The 13,796-nt window shown below is 44.0% G+C and carries 15 protein-coding genes; 10 read left to right on the top strand and 5 right to left on the bottom strand.

Annotation, left to right across the window (positions count from 1 at the left end):
- The first annotated feature begins 15 nt into the window (after nt 1-15).
- Entirely contained in the window at nt 16-1,332 is a 1,317-nt protein-coding gene (locus tag BZ167_RS17310; RefSeq protein WP_077392159.1) for a DEAD/DEAH box helicase, read from the top strand.
- Nucleotides 1,333-1,342: 10 nt separating this feature from the next.
- On the top strand, nt 1,343-2,236 hold the full coding sequence (locus tag BZ167_RS17315) for a deoxyribonuclease IV (protein ID WP_014418398.1): 894 nt from the start codon (nt 1,343-1,345) through the stop codon (nt 2,234-2,236).
- A 32-nt stretch (nt 2,237-2,268) separates the two neighbouring features.
- On the opposite strand, the gene BZ167_RS17320 is transcribed toward BZ167_RS17315, so the two are convergent.
- Nucleotides 2,269-2,523, bottom strand: coding sequence for a DUF2624 domain-containing protein (locus tag BZ167_RS17320; protein ID WP_003153013.1), 255 nt, complete (start codon nt 2,521-2,523; stop codon nt 2,269-2,271).
- A gap of 118 nt (nt 2,524-2,641) precedes the next feature.
- Here BZ167_RS17320 and BZ167_RS17325 point away from each other — a divergent pair, with 118 nt between their 5' ends.
- Nucleotides 2,642-3,523 (top strand): YitT family protein, encoded by an 882-nt coding sequence (locus BZ167_RS17325; RefSeq protein ID WP_007408296.1) that lies wholly within the window; start codon nt 2,642-2,644, stop codon nt 3,521-3,523.
- A gap of 123 nt (nt 3,524-3,646) precedes the next feature.
- Nucleotides 3,647-4,057 (top strand): zinc uptake transcriptional repressor Zur, encoded by a 411-nt coding sequence (locus tag BZ167_RS17330; protein WP_003153018.1) that lies wholly within the window; start codon nt 3,647-3,649, stop codon nt 4,055-4,057.
- A gap of 29 nt (nt 4,058-4,086) precedes the next feature.
- On the opposite strand, the gene BZ167_RS17335 is transcribed toward BZ167_RS17330, so the two are convergent.
- On the bottom strand, nt 4,087-4,668 hold the full coding sequence (locus BZ167_RS17335) for a nucleotidase (protein ID WP_007408297.1): 582 nt from the start codon (nt 4,666-4,668) through the stop codon (nt 4,087-4,089).
- A gap of 133 nt (nt 4,669-4,801) precedes the next feature.
- Here BZ167_RS17335 and BZ167_RS17340 point away from each other — a divergent pair, with 133 nt between their 5' ends.
- Entirely contained in the window at nt 4,802-5,179 is a 378-nt protein-coding gene (locus BZ167_RS17340) for a DUF308 domain-containing protein (RefSeq protein WP_087920773.1), read from the top strand.
- A 32-nt stretch (nt 5,180-5,211) separates the two neighbouring features.
- Here BZ167_RS17340 and ispG read toward each other — a convergent pair whose 3' ends face one another.
- From ispG to BZ167_RS17355, 3 genes are all read right to left on the bottom strand, one after another.
- Entirely contained in the window at nt 5,212-6,330 is a 1,119-nt protein-coding gene (gene ispG / locus BZ167_RS17345) for a flavodoxin-dependent (E)-4-hydroxy-3-methylbut-2-enyl-diphosphate synthase (RefSeq protein WP_170936331.1), read from the bottom strand.
- 132 nt (nt 6,331-6,462) lie between these two features.
- Nucleotides 6,463-6,765 (bottom strand): LysM peptidoglycan-binding domain-containing protein, encoded by a 303-nt coding sequence (locus tag BZ167_RS17350; protein WP_007408299.1) that lies wholly within the window; start codon nt 6,763-6,765, stop codon nt 6,463-6,465.
- A gap of 91 nt (nt 6,766-6,856) precedes the next feature.
- Nucleotides 6,857-7,621: a DUF1189 domain-containing protein gene (locus BZ167_RS17355; protein ID WP_014418394.1), complete on the bottom strand. Its 765-nt coding sequence runs from the start codon at nt 7,619-7,621 to the stop codon at nt 6,857-6,859.
- Between the two features lie 158 nt (nt 7,622-7,779).
- Here BZ167_RS17355 and BZ167_RS17360 point away from each other — a divergent pair, with 158 nt between their 5' ends.
- From BZ167_RS17360 to BZ167_RS17380, 5 genes are all read left to right on the top strand, one after another.
- On the top strand, nt 7,780-8,262 hold the full coding sequence (locus BZ167_RS17360; RefSeq protein ID WP_007408301.1) for a DUF456 domain-containing protein: 483 nt from the start codon (nt 7,780-7,782) through the stop codon (nt 8,260-8,262).
- Nucleotides 8,263-8,427: 165 nt separating this feature from the next.
- Nucleotides 8,428-9,033, top strand: a complete 606-nt coding sequence (gene sodA / locus BZ167_RS17365) for a superoxide dismutase SodA (RefSeq protein WP_032870587.1) — start codon at nt 8,428-8,430, stop codon at nt 9,031-9,033.
- 118 nt (nt 9,034-9,151) lie between these two features.
- Nucleotides 9,152-10,441 (top strand): MFS transporter, encoded by a 1,290-nt coding sequence (locus tag BZ167_RS17370; protein ID WP_012118002.1) that lies wholly within the window; start codon nt 9,152-9,154, stop codon nt 10,439-10,441.
- Between the two features lie 101 nt (nt 10,442-10,542).
- Nucleotides 10,543-12,690, top strand: coding sequence for a peptidoglycan D,D-transpeptidase FtsI family protein (locus BZ167_RS17375; protein ID WP_015417830.1), 2,148 nt, complete (start codon nt 10,543-10,545; stop codon nt 12,688-12,690).
- 155 nt (nt 12,691-12,845) lie between these two features.
- Complete coding sequence (locus BZ167_RS17380; RefSeq protein WP_060674628.1) at nt 12,846-13,748, top strand: phosphate ABC transporter substrate-binding protein; 903 nt, start codon at nt 12,846-12,848, stop codon at nt 13,746-13,748.
- Nucleotides 13,749-13,796 lie beyond the last annotated feature (48 nt).

Below are 13,796 nucleotides of genomic sequence, written 5' to 3' on the forward strand. Positions count from 1 at the left end.
AAGGAGCTGGGAAAAATGAAAGAAACTAAATTTGATGGATACAACTTAAAACCGTTTATTATAGATGCAGTTCACCGCCTTGGTTTTTATGAACCGACAGATATTCAAAAGCGTCTGATACCTGCCGTACTGAAAAACGAAAGCGTGATCGGGCAGTCCCAGACGGGGACGGGGAAAACCCACGCCTATTTATTGCCAATTTTGAATCGGATTGATCCGGGTTCTGATACGGTACAGGCTGTTATCACGGCGCCGACGAGAGAGCTTGCCAATCAGATTCATCAGGAAGCGCTCAAAATCACACAGGGTGCGGAAGATGAGCCGATCCGGACAAAATGCTTCATCGGCGGGACGGACAAGCAAAAATCAATTGATAAGCTGAAAACACAGCCTCATCTCGTCGTCGGAACGCCGGGCCGGATCGCGGATCTGATTAAGGCGCGGGCATTGAACGTCTATAAAGCGCAGTCTCTCGTCATTGACGAAGCTGATCTGATGCTTGACATGGGCTTTTTAGAAGACGTTGATTACATCGGATCGCGTATGCCGGAAGAACTGCAGATGCTTGTGTTCTCAGCTACGATTCCGGAAAAGCTGAAGCCGTTTTTGAAAAAGTATATGGAAAATCCGAAGTACGCGCATGTTGAGCCGAAAAGAATCACAGCCGAAAAGATTGAACATGTGTTGATTCCTTCTAAACAGCGTGATAAAGACAAACTGCTTTTTGATATGATGTCTCATCTGAACCCTTATCTGGGCATTGTGTTTGCAAATACGAAAAACACGGCTGACCATATTGCGAAATACCTGACTGAAAAAGGAATGAGAGTCGGTCTTCTCCACGGGGGATTAACGCCGCGTGAGCGTAAGAAGGTAATGAAGCAGATTAATGATCTGGAATTCACTTATGTCATTGCGACAGACCTTGCGGCAAGAGGAATTGACATTAAAGGCGTAAGCCACGTCATCAACTATGAGCTTCCGGACGATCTGGATTTTTATGTTCACCGTGTCGGAAGAACTGCACGCGCGGGTTCATCAGGCCAGGCACTGACCATTTATGAGCTTTCTGACGAAGATGCGCTCGTAAGACTCGAAAAGATGGGCATTGTGTTTGACTATGCGGAGCTTGTAAACGGCGAATGGAAGAAAGGCGATGACCGCCACCGCCGCAAAAAACGCAAAAAATCCGAGAATGAGGCCGACCAAATGGCGAAGCGCCTCGTGAAAAAACCGAAAAAAGTGAAGCCGGGCTATAAAAAGAAAATGGGCTACGAAATGGAAAAGATAAAAAGAAAGCAGAGAAGAAACAAATCTAACAAAGGAAAGTAGGGGAATCGGGTTGCTGAAAATAGGTTCACACGTCTCAATGAGCGGAAAACATATGCTCCTTGCCGCAAGCAAGGAAGCCGTTTCGTACGGGGCGAATACATTTATGATCTATACGGGCGCTCCCCAAAACACGCGCCGCAAAAAAATTGAAGACTTGAATATCGAAGCGGGCCGCGCCCATATGAAGGAAAACGGCATCGACGAGATTGTCGTGCATGCGCCGTACATCATTAACATCGGAAATACGACAAATCCGGCAACGTTTGAGCTGGGCGTTGATTTTCTGCGTTCTGAAATTGAAAGAACGGCAGCGATCGGCGCGAAACAGATCGTGCTTCATCCGGGGGCGCATGTCGGAGCCGGGGCTGAGACGGGCATCAAAAAAATTATTGAAGGTTTAAACGAAGTGATTGTTCCCGGGCAAAACGTGCAGATTGCGCTGGAAACAATGGCGGGCAAAGGATCAGAATGCGGGAGAAGCTTTGAAGAGTTGGCCGAGATCATTGCGGGAGTCACGCATAATGAACATCTATCCGTCTGCTTTGACACTTGCCACACCCATGACGCCGGGTATGATGTCGCTAATGATTTTGACGGTGTTCTTAACGAGTTTGATAAAATCGTCGGCATCGATCGGATAAAAGTCCTTCATGTGAATGACAGTAAAAATATCAAAGGCGCCCGGAAAGACCGCCATGAAAATATCGGGTTCGGAGAGATCGGTTTTGACGCTCTGCAGTACATCGTTCATCACGAGCAGCTTGCCGATATTCCGAAAATCCTCGAAACGCCGTATGTAGGCGAAGACAAGAAAAATAAGAAGCCGCCGTACCGTTTTGAAATCGAAATGCTGAAAGAAAAGCAGTTTGATAAGGAGCTTCTTGAAAAAATATCAGCTCAATAAGAAAGAAAGGAGGGGCGGGTGTCCCTCCTTTTTTACCCAGAGAATTGATTGAAAAGTTCGTCAACTTTCCTCGCCGTTTCTTTTGAGGTTATCGTTTCCACTTTTTTCAGGAGGCGCAGCCGCTCCTGTTCATCAAAAATATTGATGTTTTTTCCGTGCATCAGAGCCGCTACCTCAGCCGCTTGACTTCTTGTAATGCTGATCCCGTATTGCTTGGAATATTTCAGCAGATCGTCCGCAGTGACTTGATTGAGCCGCTGCAAAATAATTCTTTGTATTAAAATCATCGATACTTTCACCTCTTTAGACATAATGTATTGAGCAGATCATTAAAATGTTACAGCTTTTAATGGTAAAATTAAGTTGCTTACTGTTTAAAATAGTTATTATAGGAAAGGAGATTTTATGACCCCAAATAAACAGCATAAAAGAGAATCATTTTTACACTTTATCTTCAGGGTCATTATGATTCTGATCGGGGCGGGTTCAGCCGCCGTAAGTATTGAATTGTTTCTGGTCCCTAATAATTTTATCGACGGAGGCATTATCGGTGTTTCATTAATTTTAGACCACCTCTTTATGTCCAATCCCCTCCTCAATTTTGCCTTATTCGTTGTGTTACTCAACATTCCATTTATGATTTTCGGATATAAATATATCGGAAAAACATTTCTCATCTCTACTGTTATCGGAATCGTCGGTTTAGCGCTGATTGAATCCTCATTGCACCATGTGGAGGCCATTACGACCCAGCCTATTTTGGCGACGGTATTCGGCGGGCTTTTGCTCGGTTTCGGGGTAGGCCTTGTCATCCGAAACGGAGGCTCGATGGACGGTACTGAAATCCTCGGTATCCTTCTCACGAAAAAGCTGCCCTTTTCAGTCGGGGAATTCGTTATGCTCATTAATGTGTTTATTTTCATTTGGGCCGGTTTTGTGTTCGGTCCGGAGCAGGCAATGTATTCTTTCATGACTTATTATATTGCCATGAAAACGATTGACGCCGTCATCCAGGGGCTTGATGAAACAAAAGCGGTCATTATTGTTGCAGAGCAATATGCTGAGATCTCAGATGCTATATTGCACCGGCTTGGACGGGGAACCACCAAGCTTCAGGGGAAAGGCGGATATACGGATGAAACCAAAGAAGTCATTTACGCGGTCGTGACAAGGCTTGAAGTGACTAAATTGAAATCCATTGTGTTTGAAATTGATAAAAACGCCTTTATTACGATCATGAATACCCATGAAACGAGGGGCGGTAAGTTCAAAACCGCGATTCACTAGGCTTTCATTTACTTTTCATCATTTTATAGGTATAATTTGATACATCATAAGAAAATGGCCTGCTGTTCAGACAGCTGCCATTTTCTTTTTGGAGCGATACCGTGTTGTAAAGGGGAGGTCCTCATGAACGTACAAGAAGCGTTGAACCTGCTGAAAGAAAAAGGGTATAAATATACGAGTAAGCGAGAAGACATGCTGCAGCTTTTTGCTGATTCTGATAAATATCTGACCGCCAAAAACGTGCTTGCCGCATTAAATGACGACTATCCGGGTCTGAGCTTTGATACCATATACAGAAATCTTTCGTTATATGAAGAACTCGGCATTTTGGAAACGACGGAGCTTTCCGGAGAAAAACTGTTCCGTTTTACATGCTCTTATACCCATCATCATCACCATTTTATCTGTTTAACCTGCGGGAAAACGAAGGAAATTGAGTCCTGCCCGATGGATAAGCTGCACGATGATTTGGAAGGGTATGAAATCAGCGGCCATAAGTTTGAAATTTACGGCACCTGTCCGGCGTGCCGATAAAAAACCTCCTGCTTATACAGGAGGTTTTTTCAGCTTTTGACATGCTGAAAGCTATGTTTGTTTTTATTAATCCAGGCGACGGCTTCAAGCCAATTCTGCACCCTGATAATATTGGAATCGATGGGGAGCTGATTATATGGGGAGTTAAAAAGGATAACCGGAATGCCTGCTTCTTTTGCGATCATTGTCGCATTGCCGTGGTGATCTTCGAAAAATAAATCAATGCCGTGTTTTTTGACGGCTTCCACTTTGTGATGGCCTCCGACAAGCTCAATGTGATCGTAATGAATGTCCCGGTTTGCAAACCAGTCCAGCGTAACATCTTCTAAGTGGCCGCGTCTTGCCGTAATGTAGATCAGACGGTGCTCTTCTTTCAGTCCGTCCAGTGCCTGCTTGGCAAATTCCGCGAGCTTCGCTTCTTTATATATGGCTGCTTCATGAACGTTCATCCATTCCCAAAATTCCTCGTCTGTAATGTTCAAAAGCTTCGTCAGATCATAATCAGTCATATCATCCAAGGTAATGGAAAGATGAAATGAGCGGTTTAAATAAGGGACAAATGTATCCTGTGCCGTAACTGTGCCGTCAATATCTATACCTAACCGTAACATGTCCACACTCCTATAAATTCATCCCTTCAAGTGTAACATAAACAATTAACAATACCAGAAAAGTTTAGCAAACATGAATCCGTAAAAAACGCGGAAACTAAAAAAGCTCCTTTCATAAAAGAAAAAGGGGGAATTGAAGGTGGCATACGATTACGAAAATCGAAAAGGCAACGACTACTATGTGGATCATGGATCGGAAGGAACCGATATCACGCGTGATGTTTATTCAGAAGAAACAGCGGCTGAAATTTCAGAGCCATATCGTGCTTCTGACCGGGCAGCAGACCGTGATGATAACCGGGACGGAGTAAGTGAAGGCCGGGGGATAGGGTATGCAGCATTGGCTATTTCTATCATTTCCCTGTTTGTGCTCCCTGTTTTATTAGGGGCATGCGGCATTATCGTCGGCTATATCGCCAGAAGAAGAGGAGCAGGCGCTTTAGGCGGATGGGCGATGGGAATCGGTATTGTTTCCCTTGTGCTCGGCATCTTCATTACACCGTTTTTTTAACACAACGCAAAAAAAGCTTGGCGGAATATCCGTCAAGCTTTTTGTGCTTCTTGTTCTGCTTTTGCTTTTTCCGCTTCAAGCTTTGCGTAGTGTTCTTCCGCCAGCTTATCGATTTCTTTTTTCAGCTCTTCGACCATGGTTTCTTCAGGGACTTTGCGGACGATTTGGCCTTTGCGGAAAAGAAGTCCTTCGCCGCGCGCGCCGGCAATCCCGATATCAGCTTCTCTTGCTTCGCCCGGTCCGTTAACGGCACATCCGAGAACGGCTACTTTAATCGGCGCTTTGACTTTAGAAATGTATTCTTCCACTTCATTTGCGATGCTGATGAGATCAATTTCGATCCGTCCGCATGTCGGGCATGAAATAAGCGTAGCCGCGTTTGAAGCAAGACCGAATGATTTCAGGAGTTCTCTGGCTACTTTTACTTCTTCAACCGGGTCGGCGCTCAGAGAGATCCGGAGCGTGTTTCCGATTCCTTTGCTTAAAATCGCTCCGAGTCCGGCCGCGCTTTTTACCGTTCCGGCAAACAGCGTGCCCGATTCTGTAATTCCGAGGTGGAGCGGATAATCAAATGCTTTTGAAGCTTTTTCGTATGCTTCTATGGCTAGATTGACGTCAGACGCTTTCATGCTGACGATGATGTCGTGAAAGTCAAGGTCTTCCAGGATTTTGATATGATGAAGCGCACTCTCAACCATTCCGTCAGCAGTCGGATAGCCGTATTTTTCTAAAATGCGTTTTTCCAAAGAACCCGCGTTTACGCCGATCCGGATCGGAATTCCTTTTTCTTTCGCTGCTTTTACGACGGCTTCCACTTTTTCGCGGCGGCCGATGTTTCCCGGGTTGATTCTGATTTTGTCGGCCCCGCCCTCAATTGCTTTTAATGCAAGCTTGTAGTCAAAATGAATATCGACAACGAGAGGGATGGAAATTTGTTTTTTGATGTCGGCAATTGCGTTAGCGGCGCGTTCGTCCGGACATGCCACCCGGACAATTTGACAGCCGGCTTCGGCTAAACGGTTGATTTCCGCAACTGTTGCTTCTACGTCGTGTGTTTTGGTCGTCGTCATACTCTGAATGACGACTTCGTTATTTCCGCCTATTGTTAAAGGTCCCACTTTGACGGGACGCGTTTTTGTACGATGTGTGATTTCACTCACTTGTCAATCGCTCCTTAATTGTAGTTACCGCTTTTGCAGGCTGAGCCTTTTACATGTCAGGCAACTTCTATTTACATGTTATATTGTAACAGTGTATTTGCCGAACTGACAAGAAATTAACGTTTAATTGCGGTAGACGGGGAATTTATAAGCGGTGCCTGCCTGAATGGCGTTTGCTTTTACATTCGGATTCAGCGCTTCAAAATCTTGTGCAATATCATCTGGCGCTTTATGTGCGCCGACTATCGACATCACCGTATCGCCTTTTTTGACCGTAACCGTTCTGTATGAAGATTCCTGTCGGGCTGGCTGTGCCGCCGCTGCGTATGCTGGAAGGTCTTGAGAAGGGATCGTGCCGATTTTAAGATCGTAAAAGATAATGAATATCACAAATAAACTGCCGAATACAAAAGTAAGCCGCTTCATTCCAACCGCCTCCCGCATACATTTTTACTTCATTGTATGCTTGTCCCATTTTGTTCATGACAAAAAAGAAGACCGCCGGGGGCAGTCTTTGTTACACAGCTGTTTTTCTTGGCGGTATCTCTTTTAAGACGAGGAAAAGGATGATAAAGTTTACAAACCAATTCACTAAAAATTCACTCGGCACCGTAATAACAAGCGCGCGCATGATCGTAAAGAATATGGTCGAAAGTGTAATGGAATAAGCCGAAAGCTTCCAGAGCTGCTGGTAATTCAATGTCTTTCTTTGCGCATTTTTCAATATGAGGCCGATGACGGCGAGAAATGATACTTCAATGAATTTTCCGGCCGCTGTCATGATGAACAGCAGAACGGACAGGACGGTGACGATCATTGTTTTATTTTGGTTTAATGCTGATATGATTTCTTTTTTTGTGATATCAGCAGGCATCAGCGAATAATTCATTTCTGTCGCCTGTCCGTCTACAGCAAGCACCATTTTATTTTTCAAAATGCCGATCGCATTTTGTTTCGCCGCTATTTGTTTCGCGCCGTAAGCATCTGTCGGATCAAACACGATGACGAACCCGTTCGCTTCCGTTTCCTTAGAGGCGGACGCTTTCGTCTGCAATTCTCCGTTTGAAATGCTGAAATCAGGGAAATCTTTCTTTAACACGGTTTTGAAACCGTTCATTGAGTTTACGGTGCCGGAGCAAAGGTAATAAGCGCTTGGCAGCGTAAAAAGGACAGACAGCAAAAATACATAAAGGATCGCTTTTCCTATCCCCTGAAACCGTGTTTTTGCAATATCTGCCGGAGAGTATGTACTTTTCAATAAAGCCGTAAATATGTTCAACATCTTCACTTCCTAGCCTAAACTGGTATATGTTGCTTATTGTATCGTTCACAGGGGATGAACACAAGTGAGAGTATTTAAAGCGGTGATAAGGAATCATACATAATAAGATAAAGCGGGAAGCGGTGATCGCCCGCAAAACAAAGGAGGGTGTTTTTGTCATGAGTGTTTTGTATTGGCTGATGATCATTGCGGTCTTCGTCATTGCTTTTATCGGGCTTGTATATCCGGTGATTCCAAGCGTTATTTTTATTGTGGCCGGTTTTCTTCTCTACGGATTTTTGTTTTCCTTCAGTCCTTATTCTTACCTGTTTTGGCTCATTGAGGCGGTATTTGCGGCCGTTTTATTCGCAGCTGACTATGTGTCAAATTTACTTGGCGTTAAAAGATACGGAGGAAGCAGGGCGGCAATCTGGGGAAGCACGATCGGATTATTGATCGGGCCCTTCGTTATTCCCGTGGCAGGCATTATATTAGGCCCGTTTATCGGTGCTCTCTGCGCTGAGGTGTTTGTTCATCAAAAGGATATCAAGTCCGCGGCAAAAGTGGGGCTCGGCTCGTTAATCGGCTTTTTAACAAGCGTGGCGGCAAAAGGCGTCATTCAGCTCTTTATGATCGGGTATTTCTTATGGACGGTGCTTTAGAAAGGTTTAATTTCGGCCGTGAACGGATAAAGTGTAATATGTCTGCTGGAATCGCCGGATTGTGAGCTTTTTCATTGATTACCACGCTTTCTTTTGTTACATTGAGATTAGAAAAGTTCGCGTTAAGCGGCATTTCAGTACATATATTTAAAGGAGGAAAAAATTATGGCTTACAAACTTCCAGAATTGCCTTACGCTTATGATGCTTTAGAACCTCATATCGATAAGGAAACGATGACGATTCACCATACGAAGCACCATAACACATACGTGACAAACCTCAACAAAGCGATCGAAGGATCTGCGCTTGCAGAGAAATCTGTAGATGAGCTTGTTGCTGATTTGAACGCAGTGCCGGAGGACATCCGCACGGCAGTCCGCAACAATGGCGGCGGACATGCAAACCACTCTTTATTCTGGACTCTTTTATCTCCGAACGGCGGAGGCGAACCGACTGGTGAGCTTGCTGAAGAGATCAAAAGCACGTTCGGAAGCTTCGATCAATTTAAAGAAAAATTCGCCGCAGCAGCTGCAGGCCGTTTCGGTTCAGGCTGGGCTTGGCTCGTTGTAAACAACGGCAAACTTGAAATTACAAGCACGCCAAACCAAGATTCACCGCTTTCAGAAGGTGAAACACCTGTTCTCGGTCTTGATGTTTGGGAGCACGCGTACTACCTGAACTACCAAAACCGCCGTCCTGATTACATTTCAGCTTTCTGGAATGTTGTGAACTGGGATGAAGTTGCCCGTCTTTACAGCGAAGCAAAATAATTGAGTTGAATGATCACAAGGTCTCCCGCGGGAGGCCTTGTTTTTTATTGACTTTGATTCCTTTTACATATCTCAGTTTGAGTGAGACAAACTAATGTGTAGTAAAGGGGAGTCAATGATGAGCAAAATAAAAAAAATTATCGGCGACATCGAAATAAATAAAGGGCTGCTGCTGTTATTGACGATTGGCGGCCTTTACTCATTGGGCATCGCGCTGTCAAATACATTTGTCAACGTGTATTTGTGGAAGCAGTCGGGAAAATTTATTGATTTGGCCATATACAATTTGTCGGTCGTGACGATGCAGCCGGTTACCTTTCTGCTGGCGGGCCGGCTGGCTAAAAAAATTGACAGGGTGTTTATTCTAAGGTTCGGCGTTATCTTTTTGGCCGCTTTTTATTTAAGTGTGCTGCTTGCCGGAGAAACTGCGGCTTCCCGTCTCGTTTTGATAGGGGCCGTGCTCGGAGTTGGATACGGCTTTTACTGGCTGGCTTTTAATGTGCTGACTTTCGAAATCACGGAACCGGAAACGAGAGATTTTTTTAACGGGTTTTTAGGCATTTTGTCTTCATCGGCGGGCATGATCGGTCCGATTGTGGCCGGATATGTCATTTCAAGACTTGAAAACAATACGGGTTATACAATCATTTTCAGCCTGTCGCTCGGCTTATTTGCCCTTGCTGTGGTCATGAGCTTTTTTCTGAAGCGGAGGGAGTCGAAAGGCCGGTTTATGCTGAAAAAAGTTTTTGATGAGCGCCACACGAATCTGAATTGGCGCCGGATTACCAACGCGCACTTTTTTCAAGGCTTGAGAGAAGGGATTTTTGTTTTTTTAATCAGCGTATTTGTATTCATTGCGACAAACAGTGAGCTGGCGCTCGGAACATTCGGTCTCGTCAATTCCGCGGTTTCTTTTTTTGCCTATTATTTTGCATCAAGGCTCATCAAAAAAAGAGCGCGGAAAAAGGCGATTCTTATCGGCGGATTGATCTTGTACGGCGCCCTGTTTCTCATCATTTTTAAAATGAGCTTCACGACGCTCCTTTTGTACGGAGTGTTTATTGCGATCGGCTATCCAGTTCTGCTCGTGCCGTATGTCTCGCTTACATATGATGTGATAGGCCGGGCGCGGCTTGCCAGAAAAGCCAGAATTGAATACATTGTGCTCAGGGAGTTATTTTTAAATGCGGGCCGGATCGTTTCCATCCTTTGTTTCCTTGTAATCGTTACATTGTTCAAGGAAAAAGTTGGGATACCGGCGGCGCTCGTGCTGCTCGGAGCCGGGCATCCGCTGATTTATTACTTTATAAAAGACATCAAACTGGATACGGAAACTTCTGATGAAACAGTAGAAGAAGACCGACAAAAACAGGCGGCGGAACCGAATTTTATAAAAGGAGAAAGATAAAAGGGTTATCTGTAGAAAAATATCGAAAAAACCTTTAGAATGAAAAATGGCACCTGAACAGAAGGTGTCATTTCTTTCTGTAAATAAGAAAAGGTGATGTCATGAGGAGAAATAAAAAGAAAATAGCTGTAAATAAAGAAAAGAAAAAATCACTGCCGATCCGGCTTAATTTTTTGTTTTTGGCCGCGTTTCTTATTTTCACTTGGATTATCGTCGAGCTTGGCATCAAGCAGATCGTTCAGGGTGATGATTATAAAAACGCCGCTAATAAGCAGGAGGAGTCTGATGTCAGCACGGCGGTTCCGAGAGGGAAAATATACGACCGGAACCTAAATCCCATCGTAACGAATAAAGCATTAAATGCGATTACATATACACGTTCAGCCTCAACCACCCAGGCGCAGCGTTTAAAAATCGCAAAAAAACTGTCGGGTATGATTAAGGTAAGCACCAAAAAGGTGACTGAGCGGGATAAAAAAGACTATTGGATGTTAACCAGGCCTGATGAAGCGAAAAAACTGATTACGGCCGAAGAAAAGCAAAAAGCTGAAGACAAAAAACTGTCTGAAGATGATTTATATCAGCTTCAGCTGAAACGCATCACAGACAAACAGCTGAATGAGCTCACTTCAAAAGATATGCAGATCCTTGCGATCAAAAGGCAGATGGATTCAGGCTACTCACTGACGCCTCAATACATCAAAAATGAAGGGGTGTCGGCAAAAGAAATGGCCGTCGTCAGCGAACATTTGGATGAACTGCCGGGAGTTGACGTGACGTCTGACTGGGAACGGTCTTATCCAAATAAAGGGTTGTTAAAATCAGTTCTCGGCAGTGTCTCGAGCTCCAATGAGGGACTCCCTTCAAATCTTCTTGAGCATTATTTGTCACTCGGCTACAGCAGGAATGACAGAGTAGGAAAAAGTTATTTAGAGTATCAATATGAAAATCTGCTGCAGGGCCAAAAAGAGAAAGTGAGAAATGTGACAGATTCCTCTGGAAACGTAACAGATACAGAAACGGTTTCAAAAGGTAAAGCCGGGGATGATTTAGTGCTCACTATAGATACCGAATTGCAAAAAGACGTTGAAAAAATTATTGAGAAAAATTTAAGGGCTGCAAAGGCAAGACCGAGTACACAGTTGCTTGACAGAGCATTTGTCGTAATGATGGATCCCCGTAATGGAGAAGTGCTTACAATGGCGGGTAAACAGATTAAACAAGCAGGCGGCAAATATAAAATTGATGATTATGCACTAGGAACAATGACTTCCTCTTATAACATGGGCTCAGCTGTAAAAGGGGCAACATTGTTAACAGGTTATCAAACAGGTGCTATTAAAATCGGAAATATATTTACGGATGAAGTTTTAAATATTAAAGGCTCCCCTCCTAAAAAATCGGTAAGTGTAATGGGGCCGATAAATGATTTAACTGCACTTGAGCGTTCATCTAACGTTTATATGTTCAAAACTGCGATTGCAATTGGTAAGGGTAAATATATATCAGGACATTCACTTCCGCTTGACTACAGCGCATTTGATAAATTTCGTTATTACTTCAGTGAATTCGGTTTAGGGGTAAAAACAGGAATTGATCTGCCTAACGAAGCTACAGGATATGTGGGAACTAAAAGACAGTCAGGTTTCTTGCTTGATTTTGCGATCGGCCAATATGACACATACACTCCGCTTCAAATGGCTCAGTATGTATCGACCATTGCTAATGGCGGCTATCGTATGAAGCCCCAAGTCGTGAAAGAAGTAAGAAAACCTTCAAAAAAAGGTATCGGGGCCGTCGTTGAATCTGTTAATCCGGAAGTGATGAACCGTCTTGATATGACGGAAAGTGAAATTAAACGTGTTCAGCAAGGTTTTAAACTTGTTATGAATGGAGCTCAAGGGACTGCGAGAGCAAATTTTGCTAATAAAAGTTATCACCCTGCCGGTAAAACCGGAACAGCACAAGCTTTCTATGATGGGCCTATAAAATCAAGAACTGGTGCTTCTACTTATAACACAACTTTGGTGGCTTATGCTCCTGCAGATCATCCTGAAGTTGCTATTTCGGTAGTGGTTCCATGGGCTTATGAAAATTACAATGACAGGTATTCAATAACTAATGACATCGGGGAAGCAGCTCTGGACAAATACTTTGAGCTGAAAAAGAAACAAGAAGATAATAATACGAAGCAGAAAAACGAAGATAAAATTCAGGAAGACGCTGAAAACGGCAATACAAACAACTAATAGAAAAACGCTCACAATCTGTGAGCGTTTTTTTTATACAAAAAAACATCCGGATTTACAAAACCTTAACACTTGATTTATACGTATTTTACAAGAACCCTTTACTCTAGACCTGTAGGACAAATTACACATTAAATGCAGGGGGAATTCAGGAAATGAAAAAAAACAAATGGATGCTTATGCTTCTGATGGCTGCTGTTATGATTGTTGCTGCAGCATGCGGAAATGCAAAGGAAAGCGGCAAGACAGACAGTCAATCTGCAAGTGAGGATAAAAAAGCATCAGGTTCTTTAACCATTTCTGGTTCATCAGCCATGCAGCCGTTAGTACTGGCAGCGGCGGAAAAGTTTATGGAAAAACATCCGGATGCTGATGTGCAGGTGCAAGCGGGGGGTTCAGGAACAGGTCTTTCGCAAGTGTCTGAAGGGGCAGTGCAAATCGGCAACTCAGATGTCTTTGCTGAAGAAAAAGAAGGCATTGATGCGAAAGCCCTAAAAGACCACCGAGTAGCGGTAGTGGCGATGGCGGCTGCGGTCAACCCCGGTGCGGGCGTAAAGGATATAACCAAAAAACAGCTGACAGACGTCTTTACAGGAAAAATTAAAAACTGGAAAGAGCTTGGCGGTAAAGATCAAAAAATTACACTCGTGAACCGTCCTGATTCATCAGGAACACGCGCTACGTTCGTCAAATACGCGCTTGACGGAGCAGATCCTGCTGAGGGCATCACAGAGGATTCCTCCAATACAGTCAAAAAAATCATTGCGGAAACGCCGGGAGCTATCGGTTATCTGGCATTCTCTTATATAAACGATGACAAAGTAACGCCTTTATCGATCGGAGGCATCAAACCGGAAGAGAAAAACGTCGTCACAGGCGAGTATCCGATTTGGGCTTACGAGCACTCTTATACGAAAGATGAAGCGTCAGGCCTTACAAAAATGTTTCTTGACTATATGAACAGCGATGAAGTACAGAAAAGTATCGTAAAAGATCAAGGCTACATTCCGATCTCTGATATGAAAGTCACACGTGACGCAAACGGCAAGCAAAGCTGAGGGGAGGGCGGGCTCCCCGCCTCTTCTTCTTTATAGGAGTGTAAACAA

Origin of the sequence: Bacillus sp. 275, assembly GCF_001999205.1 — a bacterium.
Classification (GTDB): Bacteria; Bacillota; Bacilli; order Bacillales; family Bacillaceae; genus Bacillus; species Bacillus velezensis.

Coding starts and splice junctions, on each gene's coding strand:
- BZ167_RS17335 (WP_007408297.1), bottom strand. CDS start 4,668: ATGTTACGGTTAGGTATAGATATTGACGGCACAGTTACGGCACAGGAT.
- BZ167_RS17355 (WP_014418394.1), bottom strand. CDS start 7,621: ATGTTGAACATATTTACGGCTTTATTGAAAAGTACATACTCTCCGGCA.
- BZ167_RS17370 (WP_012118002.1), top strand. CDS start 9,152: ATGAGCAAAATAAAAAAAATTATCGGCGACATCGAAATAAATAAAGGG.
- BZ167_RS17310 (WP_077392159.1), top strand. CDS start 16: ATGAAAGAAACTAAATTTGATGGATACAACTTAAAACCGTTTATTATA.
- BZ167_RS17380 (WP_060674628.1), top strand. CDS start 12,846: ATGAAAAAAAACAAATGGATGCTTATGCTTCTGATGGCTGCTGTTATG.
- BZ167_RS17350 (WP_007408299.1), bottom strand. CDS start 6,765: ATGAAGCGGCTTACTTTTGTATTCGGCAGTTTATTTGTGATATTCATT.
- BZ167_RS17360 (WP_007408301.1), top strand. CDS start 7,780: ATGAGTGTTTTGTATTGGCTGATGATCATTGCGGTCTTCGTCATTGCT.
- sodA (WP_032870587.1), top strand. CDS start 8,428: ATGGCTTACAAACTTCCAGAATTGCCTTACGCTTATGATGCTTTAGAA.
- BZ167_RS17325 (WP_007408296.1), top strand. CDS start 2,642: ATGACCCCAAATAAACAGCATAAAAGAGAATCATTTTTACACTTTATC.
- BZ167_RS17330 (WP_003153018.1), top strand. CDS start 3,647: ATGAACGTACAAGAAGCGTTGAACCTGCTGAAAGAAAAAGGGTATAAA.
- BZ167_RS17320 (WP_003153013.1), bottom strand. CDS start 2,523: ATGATTTTAATACAAAGAATTATTTTGCAGCGGCTCAATCAAGTCACT.
- BZ167_RS17375 (WP_015417830.1), top strand. CDS start 10,543: ATGAGGAGAAATAAAAAGAAAATAGCTGTAAATAAAGAAAAGAAAAAA.